Raw genomic sequence first — 15692 nt, forward strand, 5'->3', positions numbered from 1 at the left:
AATCCCATATCTCAACCTTCACTGTTCAATAGCTTTAAAATCTGTAGTGCCTATCCCGCATAGCTTAGAGCTTTTCTTAGTGCCATTCGGGACTGGGTTTTTGAGTGGAAACAATAGGGCTATATTCCCCGAAGGTTAGTTATAGAGGTTCAGTATAATATCGATGCTCTAACAAGTGATACCACTTGGCTGTTATCGATTCCTGAAAATTAGCTAAGAATTTTTGAGTAGTCTTCCTTTATATTTCAAAATATAGCAAGCCACTGGTAGCATCAGCGTGTAGGATTGAAAAATATTAATTTTCCGGCTTTTGCTGATGAATAATACATTTGATAGCTGGCAAGAATGGCTAACAGTATTCGCCTATCTAGGTTTCACTGTCTTTATTATCTGGCGAGTGTTTACCGCCGAGAAGAATTAAAAAAGCTACATATCATCTCACCAGGATCTTTTTGCTCAAAGGGCAAAATAGTCCCATTATTTTGAACCCTAACTCGTTCACGACAATTGTAAACCTCAGTCGGTCTTTTTACCCCATCGACACTAACGGCTGCTCTGTATTCCCAATAATTTTTAGCACTTCGGTTTATGCTGATAATGCAAATCTGGTAGTGTTGGTGTAGTCTGTCATCAATATCGTAATTGCGGCATACAGATGCAAAAGCTGGATATGCTGCGGATAGATTAAGTATCAAAAATAACACCAATGTTACTATTCTTATCCAGTTCATAAAAAATTATTTAACAAAATTTAGGGACTCACGTAAAAATAAAATACCAGTTAGACACTTTGTATTTAGCAGAAAAGTCTCAAACTTGATTGTGTTCATGTACCATACCCTAATACCAATTCGTAATATCCTGCGGGAAGCCGCACTTCGTGCGTCTACGTAATTGAGAAAGTCAGATTACATCTGGCTGGGTTTCCACCATTTGTATCTGTAGTCTTATTTTGGAGAATTGATATAAATAACAATATTTCCCAAAAAAAAGCCAGTCTTAAGGACGATAAAATTGCGACTAAAAACAAATTTTGAGCAATCTGAGATTGCACGCTGTTGTGCGGCAGTGCTGCTTTTCGGTCAAGTGTGGCTACATTTACTCCAGGGAAGAACTTACTACCGCAAAATTCTGCAACATTTGGTGACTGCTGGGCCAGGTTCTATCTCTCCGGTTCTCCTTGTTAGCGGTTTTGCAGGGATGATTTTTACTATTCAGACAGCGAGAGAATTAGTCCGATTTGGGGCTGAAAATGCTGTGGGAGGTGCTTTTGCCTTAGCTTTTTGTAGAGAATTGGCTCCAATTTTAACCGCTAGTATTATGGCGGGACAAGTCGGTTCTGCTTTTGCAGCAGAAATAGGTGCAATGAGGGTAACAGAGCAAATCGATGCACTTTATATGCTGAAAACCGATCCAATTGATTATCTAGTACTTCCTAGAGTAATTGCTTGTAGTTTGATGGTGCCTTTGATGACGATTTTGGCTTTAGTAACTGGTATCTTCGGCGGAATTTTTGCTGCATTCCAGTTTTACAAAATTATTCCTGAAACATTTTTAGAATCAGTCAGAAATTTTTTACAACCATCAGATTTGTTTATTATTTTGCTAAAAGGGTTTATTTTTGGAGTGCTGGTTGCTGTGATTGGTTGTAGTTGGGGTTTAACTACTAAGGGTGGAGCTAAAGAAGTAGGAGAATCGGCAACAAAAGCAGTTGTTACTAGTTGGGTCTCCATTTTTATTATGGATTTTTTCCTTTCTCTATTACTATTTGAACAACCTGCATTTTAAATCTAAGTAAGTAGAAAACAAGATTCTCAACCTCGTGAAAAAGTTGGGAATCTTCAGTAAAAATAAATATTTAGACAAGCAATATTCAGTTATTAAATGTTGGCGTAACCTGCCGCAGGCATCACTAGCTTTTTTAGTATACTTCATCATCTTAGCGGCATTTGGGAATATACTAACTTGTAGATTAGCGCACCCAAAGCTAAACCTGACAATGAAAAAATAGATGTAGTCAAAAAAGCCAGCTTTTGCTTAAGACCTGCTTTTTGAAAGTCTATTTTGACTAATATAGTTGCCGAAATAATCAGTAAAGTATCAAGAAAAACTCCAAACCAGGCAATCATAATAAAAAACAAGAAAGCTGCTAAAACGGCAACACCGAAAGACTTAATATTTGATTTAAGCAAAGTATTGAGGTAATATGTCATTTTCGGCCAAGGTGTGGTCAACGTCACTATTAAAAGCAAAATACCAACCACAGTTAGAACCCACACAGAGCGAGGCGCGTGTGTTTCAGATATTACCCAGCCCAAGGTACTGTAACTAAGCAGTACTAGTGCCAGGGATACCCAAGGAACTCTTTTCAAAATTGACATGGGTTAATATTCCTAGTACAAGGTCTCTGAAATTACTTGGCTTAACAGGTAAAAGGCAACGGGAAAAAAGGCTCTTTGAGTTGTAATGAATTTTTTCACGCAATCAAATATAAGTCTTCTTGAAGGCAAATTATTATAACTATTGACTAATAGCTAAACAATCATTTTCTGCCCACCAAGCGTATATAGGGGTATCACGATCTGGTAAAGCGCCAAAAGTATTAGGTTGCAATACATTTATCCTAATACCATTTGTTAATTCCACAACGTAATTAACGTGTGTACCCAAATACATAACATTGACAAGCCGTCCTTCAAAGGAGTTAGCTGGCAAATCTGGTGGATAAAGGGAAAGCTGGATTTTTTCTGGGCGCACACTCACTACTACGGCTTGTGATAATTCAGATGGCGTATCTTCAGTGCGGCTAATGATAATTGAGAGTCCTGTTTTTGTTGAAATTTTAATATTAAAGGAATCTATCGTGACGATTTCACCACTGAATAAATTAGTATCGCCAATAAAATCAGCAACAAAAGATGTTTGGGGACGTTCGTAAATTTGACTGGGAGTGCCAACTTGTTCAATTTTACCTTGGTTCATGACAGCAATGCGATCGCTCAAAGATAATGCTTCTTCTTGATCGTGTGTCACCATCACAAAGGTTACTCCCAAGTCTTTGTGTAAATTTGATAACTCGACCTGCATTTCTTTACGGAGTTTTAAATCTAATGCCCCTAAAGGTTCATCCAGTAGGACGACGGTGGGACGGTTGACTAAGGCCCTTGCTAAGGCGACTCGCTGCTGTTGACCGCCAGAAAGTTGACTGGGAAAACGCGATCGCAAACTTTCCATTTTCACTCTTTTTAAAGCTTCTTGAACTCTAATTTCAATTTCCGATTTGGGGATTTTTTTTAACCGCAGTCCAAAGGCGATGTTATCCCAGACATTCAGGTGGTTGAATAGAGCGTAACTTTGAAATACAGTATTGACGGGTCGGCGGTAAGGCGGCACATTAGTCATAGACTGACCCTGAATCAACACTTTGCCAGCATCAGCGATTTCAAAGCCAGCAATTAAGCGCAGTGTTGTTGTTTTGCCACAACCGGAGGGGCCTAAAATACTAAAAAATTCTCCCTGTCTGACATCCAAATCTATTCCATGTACTGCTGGTTCTTGGTTAAAAAACTTGAACACGTTACGTAGTTCAACATCAAGTGGCTGAAAAGTTGTTATCCCCCTCTGATTCTGAATGAAAAGTTGAGCCATAATCCTTAGTAGAATGCCGTGATATTACGTAATTTTGTCAGTAGTCTATTGGGCAGACTAGATTTGACACTTTGGTTTATTGTATCCGCCAAAAACAATTGTTCAAGAATATACTCGCCCGATTATTTCATACCCATTACTGGGGATGAGTTTAGGGTAATTGTGTACAAATAATACCGCTCTTAATAATCATTCTTTGTCTTATGTCTTTATTCCCATCAATTGGCAGCAAAAAAGATACACGTACAGTTGGACATGGTTTGCAATCAATATTTTTAATCGTATTTACCCTATTAATGATCGCTGGGATTGGGTCGCGTTTAGCATATTTGCAAATTGTTGAAGGGCCAAAACTCCGGGAACGAGCCGAAGCGAACCGAATTCGGATGATTCTTAAACAACCGGAACGGGGCAATATTTTTGACCGCAACGGTAAACTTTTAGCGAGTACTCGCTATCCTAGCTCTGTATATTTGTGGCCGATGGCACATACTAAGCCTTCCTGGTCTGTAGTCGGTCCGCGTCTAGCGCAAATTCTCAACATCCCGCAAGATGAAATGGAAAAGAAATTAGAACAAGCAGGTGCTAATTCTTCTTCACTCATCCGAATTGCCCGCGATCTCAATGAAGCAGAAATTACGGCAATAAAGGAGTATAAAAATGAACTCCCAGAAGTGGAAATTAATACAGATTCGGTACGTTATTATCCTCACGGTAAAGAATTAGCGCACGTATTAGGTTATACGCGAGAGTTGACCGCCGACCAGCTAAAAGGCAAGAAACAGGAAGGCTACCGATTAGGAGATGTCATCGGTCAGATGGGGGTGGAAAAGGCTTATGAGAAAGTGCTACGGGGCGAATGGGGCGGTCAGCAAGTGGAAGTAGATGGTGCGGGTAGACCAATCCGAGTTGTGGGGGAGAAACAGGCAAAGGCTGGTAACGATTTGCACTTAACTCTAGATTTGGATGTGCAAAAGGCAGCAGAAAAAGCTTTGGGAAATCAACGAGGTGCGATCGCAGCACTCGATCCAAACAACGGTGCTGTTTTAGCATTGGTATCTTACCCCACCTTTGACCCGAATATTTTCTCCAAACAAAAACTCTCCCAAAAAGATTGGGAAAGCTTGCAAGGTAAAGATCATCCCCTAGTCAATCGGGCTTTAAGTGCCTTTCCACCCGCCAGTACTTTCAAAATTGTCACCACCACAGCTGGTTTAGAATCAGGTGAATTCTCTCCTGGCTCAATATTACAAACCTTTGGTTCCCTTACCGTTGGTGGGGTGACTTTTGGTGAGTGGAACCACGCCGGATTCGGACCATTAGGATTTCCCAGAGCGCTAGCTATGAGTAGTGATACTTTCTTCTATCAAGTTGGTAGAAAAGTCGGTGGCCCAACTTTAATCAAATGGAGCCGTAAATACGGATTTGGTCAAAGAACTGGCATTGAATTTCCTAACGAAGAATCAATAGGCTTGGTTCCAGATGAAATATGGAAGCAGAAAGTTTTGAGGACACCTTGGACTGTGGGCGACACCATTAATATGTCAATTGGTCAAGGTGCTTTACAAGTAACACCGCTACAATCGGCGATTATGTTTTCTGTCCCGGCTAATGGCGGGTATCGAGTTCAGCCGCATTTGCTCAAAGACAACGAAGAAGCAAAAAGTTGGCGAGAATCTTTAAATATGAAGCCAGAAACGATCAAAGTTCTCCGCGATGGACTGCGGAGGGTGGTGAGTGAGGGGACTGGCAAACACTTGAATGTGCCCACAATTGCCCCAGCCTCTGGAAAAAGTGGCACTGCTGAAGCTGGTGCAGGTCGCCCAAATCATACTTGGTTTGGTGCTTATGCCCCAAGTAATAAGCCGGAAATTGTGGTTGTGGCCTTTGGTGAAAACTCTGGCGAACATGGCGGTACTATTTGCGGACCGATGGTTTTACAAGTGCTAGAAGCTTATTTTCAGCATAAGTATCCAGGTAAGTATAAAAAACCTCAACCCGATCCATCAGAAGCAAAAACTCAAAATTCAGGACATGGCACTGGAGACTAGTAGCGGAATTCGTAATGGGCTACGCCCCCCTTCGCTAACGTAATTCGTAATGCCGCTCTCTACGAGACGCTAAAAGCGAACGCGGACTTGCTTTTTCGTGTCGCTAACGTAATTAGGATTGCATAAGGGTTTTAGACCTATGGGATCAATTGAAAATAATTAATCACTGCCGATTAGTTTGTGGTTAAATACTTGCTAAGAATTCAGCAGAGTTGTTTACAGATAATCTTAATTTTGAAATCTTCTTTGTCTTATGGCTATATTAAAACCATCTCTACTTGGTGGGAGAAAAAATACACGTACAGTTGGACAGAGTTTCCAGCCAATATTTTTAATTATATTTACTCTATTGATGATGACGGGAATCAGCGTTCGTTTGGCATATTTGCAAATTACTGAAGGAACGAACCACCGAAAACGAGCCGAGTCAAATCGAATTCGGATGATTCCTAAACAACCAGAACGGGGCAACATTTTTGACCGCAATGGTAAACTTTTAGCCAGTACTCGCTATCCTCGTTCTATATACTTATGGCCGATGGCACATACCAAACCTGCGTGGTCAGTCGTGGGGGCGCGTCTATCTGAAATTCTGGAAGTTTCTCAACAAGAGATGGAAAAGAAATTAGAAGAGGCAGGCGCTAACTCTTCTTCACTGATCCGAATTGCCCGTGACTTGAATGAAGCGCAAATTACGGCATTGAAGGAGTATCAAACCGAACTCAAAGACGTAGAAATTCATACAGAAGCCGTTCGCTACTACCCCCACGGCAAGGAATTAGCACATGTATTAGGGTATACGCGAGAACTGACCGCCGACCAGTTAAAAGAAAAAAAGCAGGAAGGCTACCGATTAGGTGATGTAATTGGTCAAATGGGAGTTGAAAAAGCTTATGAGAAAACTCTGCGGGGCGAATGGGGTGGTCAGCAGGTAGAAGTGGATGGTGCAGGTCGACCGCTCCGGGTTTTGGGTGAGAAACAGGCGAAACCTGGTAAAGATTTGCACTTGACCCTAGATTTAAATATGCAAAAGACAGCCAAAAAAGCTTTAGGCGATCGCGATGGTGCGATCGTGGCACTCGATCCAAAGAATGGTGCCGTTTTAGCAATGGTGTCTCACCCTACCTTTGACCCCAATATTTTCTCAAAACAGAAACTCACCCAAAAAGATTGGAAAATAGTGCAAGGTGCAGATCATCCCTTAGTAAATCGCGCCCTCAGCGCCTTTCCACCCGCTAGCACCTTCAAAATTGTCACCACCACTGCCGGTCTAGAATCAGGTAAATTTTCTCCAAGCACAGTCTTGCAAACCTATGGTTCCTTAAGTTTTGGCGGGACTCGATTTGGTGAATGGAATCACGCTGGATTCGGTCCATTGGGCTTTGTCGGTGCATTACAGTGGAGTAGTGATACCTTTTTCTATCAAATTGGTCGCGGAGTCGGCGGCCCAACTTTAATTGAATGGACTCGCAAATATGGATTTGGTAAAAAAACCGGTTTTGAGTTTGCCAACGAAGAAGCAACAGGTTTAGTGCCAGATGAAGCATGGAAGCAGAAAGCTTGGAAGATACCTTGGACTGTAGGCGACAGCATTAATATGTCAATTGGTCAAGGTGCTTTACAAACAACACCTTTACAAGTCGCCGTCATGTTTGCCGTACCCGCTAATGGTGGCTACCGAGTCCAGCCGCATTTGCTTAAAGACAACGAAGAAGCAAAAAGCTGGCGAGAATCTTTAAATATAAAACCAACAACCATAAGTATTCTCCGTCAGGGACTGCGGAAAGTAGTAGCTGAAGGTACTGGCAAAGCTTTGAAGCAGCCAACAGTTCCCTCAGTCGCTGGGAAGAGTGGTACAGCTGAAGCCTGGAAAGGTCGTGTTAAGCAAAATCACGCTTGGTTTGGTGCTTATGCACCTGCTGAACAACCAGAAATTGCGATCGTGGCTTTTGCTGAACATTCTGGCGGTGGCGGTGGGAGCGTTGCTGCACCAATGATATTACAAATTATGGAAGAATATTTTCAGCGCAAGTATCCAGGTAAGTATCAGAAACCAGCGCTTAAGAAAGCATGAAATTGGGTAATGGGGTATTGATTATTCTCTTCTCTACCCCTTATTCCGCATTTCTCACAAGCTTGAGGGGAAGAGGGGGGAGGGGCAGAGGGGCAGAGGGGCAGAGGGGCAGAGGGGCAGAGGAGCAGAGGGGAAAGAACTTGGTATTTGAACTCTCCTCTGCTCCCCTGCTCTGTTCCCTCTTGAAGACTGTGAATTTTGCATAACAAGTACAGTAGAGCCACAAAAATAAGGTCAATGGTGATTGAAGACTTGCTGCTTGGGAAGGAATGCAACCGTTTAGAAGTAGGAAAACCGGAGACACTTCGCTGAAATTTACGTTTGTAGAGAGATGTATAGCCGCTTATAATTCGCTAAAAATTTAAAGAGGCTCTAGAAGATGGTGTCAATTCATGTCAGATAAACCGCAACAAGAAATAGTAGTGAATAAATCAGTTAATTCACTCGAAGAAACTTCAGAAATAAAAATTCAGGCTCAATCATCAGTAGAAAATGAACCCTCTATATTAGAGTCTTTTGTTACAACTGTTGCTCAGACTGGCAAAGCAGTTTTAGACACAGCAATAGAAGTGGGAGAAGCAACAGGAAAACAAACACATAAATTCATTGAGGAAACAACTAAAACCAGCGGTCAGGTGGTGGATCGCCTCAGCGAAAATTGGCTAATTAGAAAACTATCTGGAGTGTTAAATCTAAATTGGCTAATCACTGATAACAACCTTGTTGATTTGGAAAAAGCAGAAGCGGAGGTAAACAAGCTTAAGCAAAACTATCCGAATGAATTACCTAGCCAGATTGCTCACCGAATCATGGTGGAAAAAGCCACTCAAGCAGGTACAGTTGGACTAGCAACTAGTATTTTGCCAGGAATAGCAATTGCATTGTTGGCAATTGATTTAACAGCGACAACCAAATTGCAGTCAGAAATGCTTTATCAAATTGCATCAGTCTACGGGCTAGATTTAAAAGATCCTGCCCGTAAAGGTGAAATTTTGGCAATTTTTGGTCTGGCTTTGGGTGGAGGTCGTCTTTTGAAAGCTGCGGGATTAGGCTTGTTACGAAATGTGCCCTTGGCGGGTGCTGCGATCGCAGCTAGTTCAAATGCGACGATGATCTATTCATTGGGCTATGCTGCTTGTCGATTTTACGAAGCCAAGCTAGATGAATCAATTTCCCTCGCATCCCCACAGACTCTAGAAACATTAAAAGCAGAAAGCGAAAAGTATTTAGAAAGTGCGATCGCTCAAGAAGCCATTATGGATCAAATTTTAGTTCATATGATCCTTGCTAGCCATCCAGACAAGACTTTGGAAGAAATTTTGCCGGAATTACAAGCTGTAAAACTCAGTCCTACCTCGTTGGATGCCATTGCCCAAAATATCAAATCACCAAAGTCTTTAGATATACTGCTCAATCAGCTGAATCGCGATTTTGCCATACCCTTGCTGGCTCAGTGTAACAAAATTGCCCAGCTTGACAATAAAACTACACCACTTGAGCAAGAAATAATCGCAGCGATCGCTAGGAAATTTGATATTGATCTTCTCACTTTCGAGTCTCAACCTATTTAATTCACATTAGGCGTAACTCCTCACTCATAACTCCTCACTGCTGATTCAGTAAGCCGATTTAAGTATCTTTCAATTAAGAGGATGGCAACAATGTCATCTATCGGTCTTGGTGGCTGTCGCAGACCTTGTGGCAATAGTTTTATTAGCCCTTTGGGTGGGAACATTTGCCAATAGCGATCGCGGGCTTCTAAGGTTGTATAGCGCTCATCCACTAAAATAATACTCAGAGGTTCTGTCAATTCCTGATATAATTTCTGTCTCCACTCTTTGGCTGTAGTTTGATCTCCCATCACCATCAAGGAGATCGGAAACCTTTGACGTAGGGTCTCAATGGTAGCGATCGCTTCTTTTGCTAGCACGACCTGATGATAATACAATTGCCGATCCAGTCCCATCACCGCTAAACCACACTTATCTCGACCTGGATCAAAGCCCAATATGACTGGTTGCGTTGGTGAAAATTCGCGGAAAGTCATAAGTAATTCAAAATTAAAATTAAGAATTAGAAATCAATAAATACAACTACAGCAATTATTTTGACTGCTGTTGAATATGTTTAAATCTTACTAATAACAGTGTGCAAATAATGTTTTAAGTACTAAAAATTATTTGTCCGTTGACTATTGCCACTAATTTTACTCTCAAAGGGCCAGCTGTATAAGTGTCCTCTGCTGCGATCGCTTTGATCTCTAACGGCTGATTATACTGTCTTAATTGGGCGATAAAACGCAAGAAAGTCCCTTCTACTTGCACATTTTCGACAATTCCGGCATTACGGGCCCGAAATTGGGAAGCAGAAATTAGTATTTCCAGCCGTTGCTGTAACTGATAGGATGTCATGGTTTTGGAATCGGCAGTGGTTGTGGCTAGCACTGCACCTCCCGAAAAAACTAATTGATTTCGAGCTGTATCAGCGAAAAACTCTATCTGCTTTTCTCCCCTGACGTAGTTCCCAGCCGAGAAAATTCGCACCACATATTCTTGACCATCGCTAATCTGCTTGCTCAATTGGTCAACTCTATCCTGAGTCACGCGCAGTAGCTCTACATTTGCAGGATTTGCCCCAGGCTCACTTAATTCCAGGTTGGCGTTGCGATTGGCTTCTTGTAAAAGTTGTACCACAGCCTGACGAGCAGCAGCAGGTTGGGTAACACGAATTACAGCAGCAGATAGAACTTGACCGCGAACTAAGGCCAGCTTACCTAAACGCAGGTCACGGTAAGACTGATAATATTTTTCTAACTTTGCAACTTCCAGTTCTAGTTGCTCCTGTTGTGCTTCCAATTCTTTCAGGCGCGATTCCCGTTTGGCAATCACTTCCTCTCGGGATGCAACTTCTACATTCCGCTTTTGAATCAATTGATCGAGTTGGCCAATTTTTTGATCGCGCACTTCTATGGCTTCTTGACGGTTAGCAAGTTCGAGATCGCGTTTTTCAATAGCTGTTTTGGCTTCGTCAATCGCTTTTTTTGCTTCAGCGTACAGTCGTTGTCGTTCTGTCTTTAGTAGTTCAACTGCGGACTGTAGCTCTTTTCTCTGAGTGGAAACGCTTTGCAACTCAGCTATGGCTTTTTGGTATCGAGTTACAACTTGTCCTAGCTGACCCTGAGTGCGTTGGAGTTGAGTTTGAGTTAGGGCTTGTTGACTAATGGTGCGGTTCAACTGAGCTTGTGTTTGGCGTTGTTTAGCATTCACCGCCTGCAAGGATTGATTAATTACCTGCAAGTCTTGTTGTGCTTTCGTTTGGGCAATTCTTGCTTGGTTTAGTTCGCTTTCTACCTGACTTTTCTGAGTTTCTGCGGTTTTTAGCTGTTCCCGCTTCTGTCTGAGGTCTGTTTGAATATCTTCTAATTCAAAGACTCCTTTTCGCAAGCCTTCGTCGGCAGCGAATAAAATTCCTAACGTTGATGCTGAAATCAAACCGCCCGTAAAAATAGTTACTACTACAGCAGTATTTTTCGGACGAAGCTTAAAAAGTGAGAGGCGAGCTTTGCCAACTCGTGTGCCGATGCGATCGCCCACGGTGGCAATTACGCCTCCCAAGATTAAAATTGCTGCGATGAGGATGTATCCGGTGGTCATCTTTAGCTACCGAAATCCTTCCAGATACAGCCTACTACTTTTAAGCATTGTCTGGAAAGAAGTGGAAATTGGCAATAGCTGAAATTACTCAATTTTAGATTTACCTCTAGCTATTAGTGTCATCTTTCAAAATAGAACACGCGCCGATTCCCCTCTCTCCAATTGATTTTATGTGAATTGCCTACTTAAGGTAACAGGTTTATGCACAGTAATCTTCTTTTTGTGGATAGAAATCATCTTCTTTTCACGCAAATCCCCTAGTAGCCTAGTAACGGTAACACGAGTTGAACCAATTGCTTCTGCGATCGCTTGATGAGATAACTTCAGATCGATAGTGATCCCATCAGCACAAGGAACGCCAAAATCTCGACAAAGAATTAACAAAAAACTCACCAATCTGGAACCCATATCTCGGTGAGCGAGAGTTTCAATCATCATCTCTGTTTGTAAAATGCGCGAAGACAGACCCCGCAGCATTAACATTGATAATTCTGGATTTTCCTTGAGTGCTTGCTCTACTTGTTCAATTGGGGCTGACAGTAATTCCACAGGCGTAAATGCAACCGAATGGTAAAACCTATCCGACTTATTTCCTGTCAGCAATGACAAAACACCAAAAACACTATTTTCCCGAAGCAATGCTACTGTTATTTCCTCTCCTGCCTCGTACACCCTAGAAAGTTTAACAGCACCTTTCAAAAGAAAATAAACTCGTTCGGCAGGATCGCCAGGAAAAAAGATCGTTTTATTGCGTTCAAACGTTTCCACAACTGGCGGAAACGCCCCGGTCGCCATCTGACGAAATACATTTGCTAGGGCTTTATCTTGTGTCACGATCATCTCCCTTCCCCTACCCAATGCCGGAAAAACAAAAACTGATTACCTAAGAATACACCTGAAAAATGAATAAAGCACCGTCAACCTTTCTGTACTTTCCTATACTCAAAAAAATCACTTCATAACTCTTTGTTTATAATGATACATAATTGTTGATCCTTTCAGCTACTAATTGTTGATAAGTAGTTCCAATAGCTGTATTAAAAAGGGTTTTTTAAAGAACAAATAAAGATATCTTGATAAAATCTTTAGGAAAAATCAAGAATTTTGTCACAGCAAACACCCTTCTCAATATTCATTTTTGCAAATCCTGTATAAAAGAAAGACAAAACGTGCCTCAGATTCTAGTATGCTCCTAATGATCGATCGCATTAACAATTTCTATGCTGAATCTGACTGGAAAAAATGCTCTTGTTACAGGTATTGCCAATAACCGCTCGATCGCTTGGGGCATCGCCCAACAGCTGCATAAAGCCGGAGCAAACCTGGGTATTACCTATCTGCCGGATGAACGCGGCAAAATGGAGAAAAAAGTTGCGGAGTTGGTAGAATCCCTCAACCCAAGCTTATTTCTTCCCTGTAATGTTCAAAATGAGGAGCAGATTCAATCTACCTTTGAGACAATCCGCGAACAGTGGGGAAAGTTAGACATCCTTATCCATTGTTTGGCTTTTGCCAGCAAAGACGATTTGAGTGGAGATTTTAGCCAAACCTCTCGTTCTGGGTTCAACACTGCCTTAGAAATCAGTACCTACTCGCTGGTGCAGTTAAGTGGTGCAGCTAAACCTTTGATGACAGAGGGAGGTAGTATCGTCACATTGACATATTTAGGTGGTGTCAGAGCAATTCCTAACTACAACGTTATGGGAGTTGCCAAGGCAGGATTAGAAATGAGTGTGCGTTACCTAGCTGCTGAACTAGGGTCGCAAAATATCCGCGTTAATGCCATCTCCGCAGGCCCCATCCGCACCTTGGCATCTTCAGCGGTGGGTGGGATTTTGGATGCGATTCATCATGTAGAAGAAGTAGCTCCCTTACGCCGTACCGTCACTCAGCTAGAAGTGGGCAATGCTGCCGCTTTCTTATGTAGTGATTTGTCCAGTGGTATTACCGGACAAGTTCTATATGTAGATGCAGGATATGAAATTATGGGAATGTAAGATAATTTGGAAATTGCTAATTGGGAATTGCTAATTGCTTTTTCCCATTCCCAATTCCCCATTGCCCATTCTCCCCATTCACCATTCCCAATGCAAACAACCAATCGTCAAATTAATTCAAATTACGACCAGTTAATAAAAACCCCTCGGATTGCCACTGTTCACCGCACCACTGGTGAAACTGATGTGCAAGTTACCATCAACCTCGATGGTAGAGGAACTTGCACAGCAGCAACAGGCATTCCGTTTTTGGATCACATGTTGCATCAAATTGCCTCACACGGACTGATTGATATAGATGTCCAAGCCAAGGGAGACTTGGAAATTGATGACCATCACACTAACGAAGATGTAGGCATTACCTTGGGTCAAGCTTTGAACCAAGCACTAGGCGACAGAAAAGGTATTGTCCGCTTTGGTAACTTTCTCGCACCATTGGATGAAGCCTTAGTTCAGGTAGCGCTAGACTTTTCTGGACGACCTCACCTCAGCTACGGCTTGCAAATTCCTACCCAGCGTGTAGGAACTTATGACACCCAACTCGTGCGCGAATTCTTTGTGGCGATCGTGAATCATAGCCAAATGACACTGCATGTTCGACAATTGGATGGCATTAATTCCCATCACATCATTGAGGCGACATTTAAAGCCTTTGCAAGGGCAACACGGCTAGCAGTGGAAATTGACCCTCGTCGTGCTGGCTTAATTCCCAGCTCTAAAGGCGTTCTATAAAATGAGTCAAATGGGGCATTGAGTATGGTGCATTCGTTATTCCCCCAATCCCCAATAATTGACACACCGCTCGGTGATGGTTATTATCAGGCTACTGGGTAACTTGTAATTAATACTAAGCTGGTAATTAGTGGTTGAACCGAGATGAAGTCTGTTGCAGATGACCCTGATTCTCAACTTAATACGGCAGACACTCCGCCAGTAGTCCTAACTTCTGAGTTGCGAAAAGTCTATCGCACTGGTTTTTGGTTAAATCAAAAAATCGTATCTCTCAAAAACTGTTCTTTAACGGTTTATAAAGGTGAAACCTTTGGTTTGCTAGGGCCAAACGGTGCTGGTAAAACCACCCTTTTAAAATTGTTGCTAGGAATTATTAATCCCACCTCTGGACGAGGATTATTATTGGATAAGCCAATAGGCGATCGCAGTGTTAAACAACATATCGGCTATCTGCCAGAAAATCCCTATTTGTATGACTATCTCACTGGGTGGGAATTTTTACAGCTTGCTGCTGGACTATTTCAAATTCCCCAAAGTGTCCAACGCCAACGCATTCCCCAACTACTGGAATTAGTAGGTTTATCCCAAGCTGATGCTCGTAAAAAGCTGCTACGCCGCTACTCAAAAGGAATGCTACAGCGTGTCGGGATGGCACAGGCGCTAATTAACGAGCCAGATTTGGTTTTTCTGGATGAACCGATGTCTGGTCTCGATCCGGTGGGACGCTACCAAATGCGGGAAATTATCCTGGCGCTCAAAGCTGCTGGAAAGACGATTTTTTTCAATAGCCATGTTCTTAGTGAAGTAGAACAGATTTGCGATCGCATTGCCATTCTCGCTCAAGGTGAATTAATTTGCTCTGGTTCCCTGAATGAACTTTTAGGCGTAAACGACACATATCACGTAAAAGGTCAAGGTGGTGACTGGGAAATTCTTAAAAAATGGATACCCACTCTCAAATTTGAACGTGATGGTTCCTGGCAAGGTACACTACAGGACGATTACTATGATTTCCTCGCTAGTGTTCGTCTTATGGAAGGTAAAATTATTGCCATGAACTTGTCGCGTTACTCCCTAGAAGAGTTTTTTATTCAACAAATCGAAAGAAAAAATAACAATAACTTAGTTAATTAATTTCGTTCTCAATCAGTAAGTTGTAAGCTCGGTTGAGCAAAAAAATCCAAATTGTTTGCATTTTTGAGTTTACTTTTTCAAGTAAACCTACAAAAAACCAAATTCCAATATATTTTTAATATTATTTGTATTTATTTAATGAACTTGCTCATAATATTGATATTAGTAGCAAATTCTAATCTATAGTTTAAATGTCCTCAAATTGACATTGACAAACAAATTTTATTAGTAAATACTTTATTGGTTAACGGAGAATTTCTTGTATAAACTACGTTTCTTTGCGTAATTACTAATGTTTTGTAATAATTCCTATATTCAAGTTTGCTTAACTTTAAATTAACTTCACTAAAAATTCAAATTATATAAATAAATTTCCTCCGGAAAATTACACTTTTCGAGGAAA

The 15692-nt window shown here is 41.7% G+C and carries 12 protein-coding genes; 7 read left to right on the forward strand and 5 right to left on the reverse strand.

From position 1 onward, the window contains the following. The first annotated feature begins 1014 nt into the window (after positions 1-1014). A complete protein-coding gene (locus V7K42_RS05375) occupies positions 1015-1788 on the forward strand; it encodes an MlaE family ABC transporter permease (RefSeq protein ID WP_334914219.1) in 774 nt (257 codons plus the stop codon). Between the two features lie 146 nt (positions 1789-1934). Here the strand turns inward: V7K42_RS05375 and V7K42_RS05380 are convergent, their stop codons facing one another. Then, positions 1935-2381 (reverse strand): hypothetical protein, encoded by a 447-nt coding sequence (locus V7K42_RS05380; protein ID WP_094343594.1) that lies wholly within the window; start codon positions 2379-2381, stop codon positions 1935-1937. A gap of 139 nt (positions 2382-2520) precedes the next feature. Then, positions 2521-3648, reverse strand: a complete 1128-nt coding sequence (locus V7K42_RS05385; protein WP_334914221.1) for an ABC transporter ATP-binding protein — start codon at positions 3646-3648, stop codon at positions 2521-2523. Between the two features lie 203 nt (positions 3649-3851). Here V7K42_RS05385 and mrdA (V7K42_RS05390) point away from each other — a divergent pair, with 203 nt between their 5' ends. The 3 genes from mrdA (V7K42_RS05390) to V7K42_RS05400 all read left to right on the forward strand — a co-directional run bounded on the left by mrdA (V7K42_RS05390) (position 3852) and on the right by V7K42_RS05400 (position 9344). Beyond that, positions 3852-5699, forward strand: a complete 1848-nt coding sequence (gene mrdA, locus V7K42_RS05390; protein WP_334914223.1) for a penicillin-binding protein 2 — start codon at positions 3852-3854, stop codon at positions 5697-5699. A gap of 253 nt (positions 5700-5952) precedes the next feature. Further along, positions 5953-7773 (forward strand): penicillin-binding protein 2, encoded by a 1821-nt coding sequence (gene mrdA, locus V7K42_RS05395; RefSeq protein WP_334914225.1) that lies wholly within the window; start codon positions 5953-5955, stop codon positions 7771-7773. Positions 7774-8165: 392 nt separating this feature from the next. After that, on the forward strand, positions 8166-9344 hold the full coding sequence (locus V7K42_RS05400) for an EcsC family protein (protein ID WP_334914227.1): 1179 nt from the start codon (positions 8166-8168) through the stop codon (positions 9342-9344). A gap of 20 nt (positions 9345-9364) precedes the next feature. On the opposite strand, the gene V7K42_RS05405 is transcribed toward V7K42_RS05400, so the two are convergent. The 3 genes from V7K42_RS05405 to ntcA form a co-directional block, all read right to left on the reverse strand. Continuing rightward, entirely contained in the window at positions 9365-9820 is a 456-nt protein-coding gene (locus V7K42_RS05405; protein ID WP_094328312.1) for a Holliday junction resolvase RuvX, read from the reverse strand. Positions 9821-9935: 115 nt separating this feature from the next. Then, on the reverse strand, positions 9936-11426 hold the full coding sequence (locus V7K42_RS05410) for a DUF3084 domain-containing protein (protein ID WP_334914229.1): 1491 nt from the start codon (positions 11424-11426) through the stop codon (positions 9936-9938). 168 nt (positions 11427-11594) lie between these two features. Beyond that, on the reverse strand, positions 11595-12266 hold the full coding sequence (gene ntcA, locus V7K42_RS05415) for a global nitrogen regulator NtcA (RefSeq protein WP_008233817.1): 672 nt from the start codon (positions 12264-12266) through the stop codon (positions 11595-11597). Positions 12267-12646: 380 nt separating this feature from the next. Here ntcA and fabI point away from each other — a divergent pair, with 380 nt between their 5' ends. The 3 genes from fabI to V7K42_RS05430 all read left to right on the forward strand — a co-directional run bounded on the left by fabI (position 12647) and on the right by V7K42_RS05430 (position 15289). Next, positions 12647-13423: an enoyl-ACP reductase FabI gene (gene fabI, locus V7K42_RS05420; RefSeq protein WP_334914232.1), complete on the forward strand. Its 777-nt coding sequence runs from the start codon at positions 12647-12649 to the stop codon at positions 13421-13423. Positions 13424-13513: 90 nt separating this feature from the next. After that, positions 13514-14155 (forward strand): imidazoleglycerol-phosphate dehydratase HisB, encoded by a 642-nt coding sequence (hisB, locus tag V7K42_RS05425; RefSeq protein ID WP_334914252.1) that lies wholly within the window; start codon positions 13514-13516, stop codon positions 14153-14155. A 144-nt stretch (positions 14156-14299) separates the two neighbouring features. Beyond that, positions 14300-15289, forward strand: coding sequence for an ABC transporter ATP-binding protein (locus tag V7K42_RS05430; RefSeq protein WP_334914234.1), 990 nt, complete (start codon positions 14300-14302; stop codon positions 15287-15289). Positions 15290-15692: the final 403 nt, after the last annotated feature.

The organism is Nostoc sp., from assembly GCF_036917455.1.
In the GTDB taxonomy this organism is placed as follows: Bacteria; Cyanobacteriota; Cyanobacteriia; order Cyanobacteriales; family Nostocaceae; genus Nostoc.